The following is a 3,848-nucleotide window of genomic DNA, read 5'->3' as shown; positions in this document are numbered from 1 at the left end:
CTCCGTTTCCACGATCCTTAAGGGGATAATCCTTCCCTTCACACGCTTCGACGCATAAGTTCGCAAGACGGTTTTCGAAAAATAGAAACATGAACTGGAACGATGTCCGCTACTTCCTTGCAGTGACACGCCAGGGCGGCCTCACCGGCGCTGCGCGTGAGGTGAAGGCCAGTGCTTCGACGGTGGCGCGCCGGATAGAGACGCTCGAATATGCACTCAAGACGCGCCTGTTTGAGCGCCGGTCGGACGGCTATGAGCTCACTGACGCAGGCAGGGCGATGGTCGAAAAAGCAACGGCGATTGAAACCGCCATGCGCGAACTTGAAGGCAGCTTCTTTGGTCAGGACGGTCGTGTCTCGGGGACGGTTCGGATTATCACCGTCGAAACGCTCGCACATCATCTGCTGATGCCAAACCTGTCTGCTTTGCAGGAAGCCTATCCCGATCTTTCGTTGGGCGTTTCGGTCAACGCCACGTCCTTCGCCCAGATTCCGCAGCGAGAGACGGATATTGGCCTTCGGCTCTGCCGCCCCGAGCAGGGCAACTATGTGGTGCGCCGGATCGGCACGATCGCGTTCGGCCTCTACGCGTCGAGAGCCTATCTTGAGAGCCACCCCGTCCGGGAAGATCATTTGCCGATCACCGGCCATAGGCTGATTACCTGGGGCGATCCCCTGTCGTTCCTTGTCCTGCCCAAGACCCTGCGCTCGTGGGTCGAAAGCGGCATAGCCAACCTGACGGTCGATACGATGCAGGCGCAGGTGCTCGCGATGAAGGCGGGCAACGGCCTCGGCGTATTGCCGTGTATCCTTGCGGATACGGAGGAACAGCTTGTCCGGGTCAAACCCGACATTTGCAGGCAGGAGGAAGCCATTTGGCTTGTCGTTCATGAAGGGGTTCGCGACACCAAACGCATTCGTGTTGTCGGCGATTTCCTCGAGACGATCGTGAAGCAAGGGCAGCGCGCACTTTCCGGTCGGATTTCGGAACAATTGCAGGTGAAGTGACGCATGAGTGCTTTGCCTTTTGGCAGGGCGAAAGGGGGTCACGGCGCGAAGCAATCAGAGTCAAATTGGCGAGGGCATCATGGATCGCCTCGAAGCAATGAAAATGCTGCTCGCAGTCGTCGATGCTGGCAGTATCTCAGCAGGGAGCAGGAAACTGAATGCCCCGCTGCCGAGCGTCAGTCGCAAGGTTGCCGAACTCGAACGGCACCTGGGGGCGAGCCTCATCGTGCGCACCAGCCGCAACCTTCAACTCACCGATGCGGGCAGGGAATATGTCGACGCGGCCCGGAAGATTATGGGCGATTTGGAAGAGGCGGAGCGGCGAGCCTCGGGCGAATACCAGACACCGCGCGGCACGCTGACGATCACCATGCCGGTCGAGTTCGGCGCCCGCTACATCATGCCGATCGCGCTTGGCTACATGGAGAGGCACCCGGAGGTATCCCTGAACCTCCTTTCGCTCGATAGAACGGTGCATCTTGTCGACGAACAGGTCGATATCGCCATTCGCCTCGGCGACCTCGCGGACAGTTCGCTCTATGCGGTCAAGGCGGGAGAGTTTCGCCTGCTGACCTGCGCCAGCCCGGTATATCTTGAGCGCCGGGGTGTGCCGTTGCATCCAGGCGATCTTGAAAGCCATGACGGAATACTCTTCAACAAGCGGACGTTCTTCTGGACGTTCGATGTCGACGGCCGCCCGGTGGAAGCCGTTCCTCGCAATCGCCTTGAGGTGAATACCGCGGCCAATTGCGTGGCCGCGGCGGTCGGTGGAGCGGGCATCGCCCGCTTGTTCGATTACCAGGTTCCGGACGAGTTGGCGTCTGGCGCCCTCGTGCCGGTTCTGGAGGGTTTCGACGGCACTTCGAGATCGATCCACATCGTCTATTCCGGTCAGGGCATGCTCACGTTGAAGGTGCGCTCCTTCATTGACTGGACCTTGCCTCGCCTTCGCACCGTCTTCGGGCGAGGTGAAACTATGCAGGTCTAGTCGGCGAAGGCCTGGCGAACTTCGTCGACTGTTCGTGCCGGATCCTGAAGGTGCGGGAAGTGGCCGATACCCTTCAGAACGGCGAACTGCGAACGGGTCCGATCGGCGAACTCCTTGCCCATCTCCGGTTTGATGAAGATGTCCCTTTCGCCCCAGATCACCTTGATCGGGGTCTTGAGCCTAAACAGATTGGCCTCGAGATAATCTTGATCACGCGTGAAGTGGGCGTAATAGGATGCGAAGGCGTTGGCGGTCGTCACCCCGTCACGCTGCCAGGAATCCTTCATGTCCGATTGCACTTCGGAGGACAGGTCGAACTGGTTTTCCGGTGCAAGGCCGCGCCGATAAACGTTCGCCAAGATCTCGTCGCCAGTCTTGTTCATATAGGCCCGCGTCGGTGTTGCCGTCGGTTCGGCCTTCAGATTTTGCAGGCTCTCGTACATCCAATGTGGCCGGTTGAACGGCGCAAAGTCGCCGACGATGATCTTCTGCGCGACCGTCGGTTCGTCGAGGGCGAGAAGGAGGGCAGGGAGGCTGCCGATGTCCGAGGCGTAGATGACCAAATTCGACCGGTCGACGCCCGATCTGTCGATATAGGCCTTCAGAACCTTGGCATAGTCCCTTGGAGAATAGGAGAACCGCTCCGGGGACGGACGCGACGACTGGCCGTAGCCAGGCCAATCGAACGCATGCACTTCGTACTGTGCGCCCAGAGTTTCCGTGATCTTCGTCCAGACGGCCAGTGTCTCCGGAAACCCGTGCAGGAAGAGAACCGTGCCGTTGGGATTGCCAACACGGGAAACCATCCGTCGGAGCGTTATGTTCTCGTCGATCGTGATGAAGTCGATCCTCGGGGTCGTCGCGATGCCGGCGGTCTCGGCGTGTCCTGGTGCGGTTGATGCCATGATCACAGAAGCTGTTGCGACGAAGGTCTTGAGCGATGCCATGTCTTTAGGTCCTTCCTGTCTCCGTATGGTGAGTGTGACCAGAGCATCGGGCATCGAGCAATCGGTCGGCAGATGGAGTTTTTGAGAGGCTCCCTCTTGAATGCGGACGGATGCGCTCTCGAGTGGACGCTGTGCATTCAAGCGAGAGGATGGCTCTCAGATTTGCTCAGTACCGGACAGCGGACGTCGTCCGTAGATTCCCGTCATTCATCGATCGCCGGTGTTCAACCGACGATCCCGAACGAACCAGCGAGACGAGACAGTCGCTCGCGACGAAAGGATTGAGGAAAATGAACGACATCACTGCCTCCCCGCAGAAAGAGGCTCCGGAAGGGACAAGAGCGCTTGCCGGCCATTCGACCGTTGGCACGAACGATCTCGATGCCGCAGCGGCTTATTATGACAAGCTCCTTGCCGTCTTCGGCATCGGTCGCGTACTCGTCCAACCCGGGCGCGCCGTCTATTACGGCCACCGTACCCTCGAATTCGGTGTGACGAAGCCCTTTAACGGAGAGATGGCGGTTGCGGGCAATGGCACCATGGTCGCCTTTGAAGCGCGCTCTCGCGCCCAGGTAGACCAGGCTCATGCCACGGCATTGGAAGCAGGAGGTTCCGACGAGGGCGCTCCCGGTCCGAGAGGTCCGGATGGCGGCGACCCCTATTGTGCCTATTTCCGCGATCCCGAAGGCAACAAGTTTCTCGTCTACCGCAAAGGTCCCGACGAGGCCCGATGATCAATGGAGCGCGGGAGCCGCCGCGTGCGACGAGGCTCCCGCCCGACCTGATTCAGCGTATCTTCTCATCAAGAGCCTGCACGGATCTCTCCAATGCGCTTTCTGAGTGAGCGGACAGGAGTTTCTGAAATGAACCTGGAAAACAAGACTAACGGGCAAGTCACACGGCGCT

General features: G+C 59.4%; 4 protein-coding genes. 3 read left to right on the top strand and 1 reads right to left on the bottom strand.

Annotation, left to right across the window (positions count from 1 at the left end; genetic code table 11):
- Positions 1-89: 89 nt before the first annotated feature.
- On the top strand, positions 90-1,007 hold the full coding sequence (locus I8N66_RS36560) for a LysR family transcriptional regulator (RefSeq protein ID WP_291165301.1): 918 nt from the start codon (positions 90-92) through the stop codon (positions 1,005-1,007).
- A 79-nt stretch (positions 1,008-1,086) separates the two neighbouring features.
- On the top strand, positions 1,087-1,995 hold the full coding sequence (locus I8N66_RS36555) for a LysR substrate-binding domain-containing protein (RefSeq protein WP_291165298.1): 909 nt from the start codon (positions 1,087-1,089) through the stop codon (positions 1,993-1,995).
- On the opposite strand, the gene I8N66_RS36550 is transcribed toward I8N66_RS36555, so the two are convergent.
- A complete protein-coding gene (locus I8N66_RS36550; protein WP_291165304.1) occupies positions 1,992-2,900 on the bottom strand; it encodes an alpha/beta hydrolase in 909 nt (302 codons plus the stop codon). The genes I8N66_RS36555 and I8N66_RS36550 overlap by 4 nt on opposite strands.
- Before the next feature lie 332 nt (positions 2,901-3,232).
- Between I8N66_RS36550 and I8N66_RS36545 the strand changes: the two genes are divergently transcribed.
- The gene (locus I8N66_RS36545; RefSeq protein ID WP_291165295.1) at positions 3,233-3,676 is read left to right on the top strand and encodes a VOC family protein; all 444 of its coding nucleotides are present in this window, start codon (positions 3,233-3,235) and stop codon (positions 3,674-3,676) included.
- Positions 3,677-3,848 lie beyond the last annotated feature (172 nt).

The organism is Ensifer sp. SSB1, assembly GCF_016652895.1.
Classification (GTDB): domain Bacteria; phylum Pseudomonadota; class Alphaproteobacteria; order Rhizobiales; family Rhizobiaceae; genus Ensifer.
Note: the sequence above shows the minus strand (reverse complement) of the source record. Positions and strands in the feature narration are given on the sequence as shown.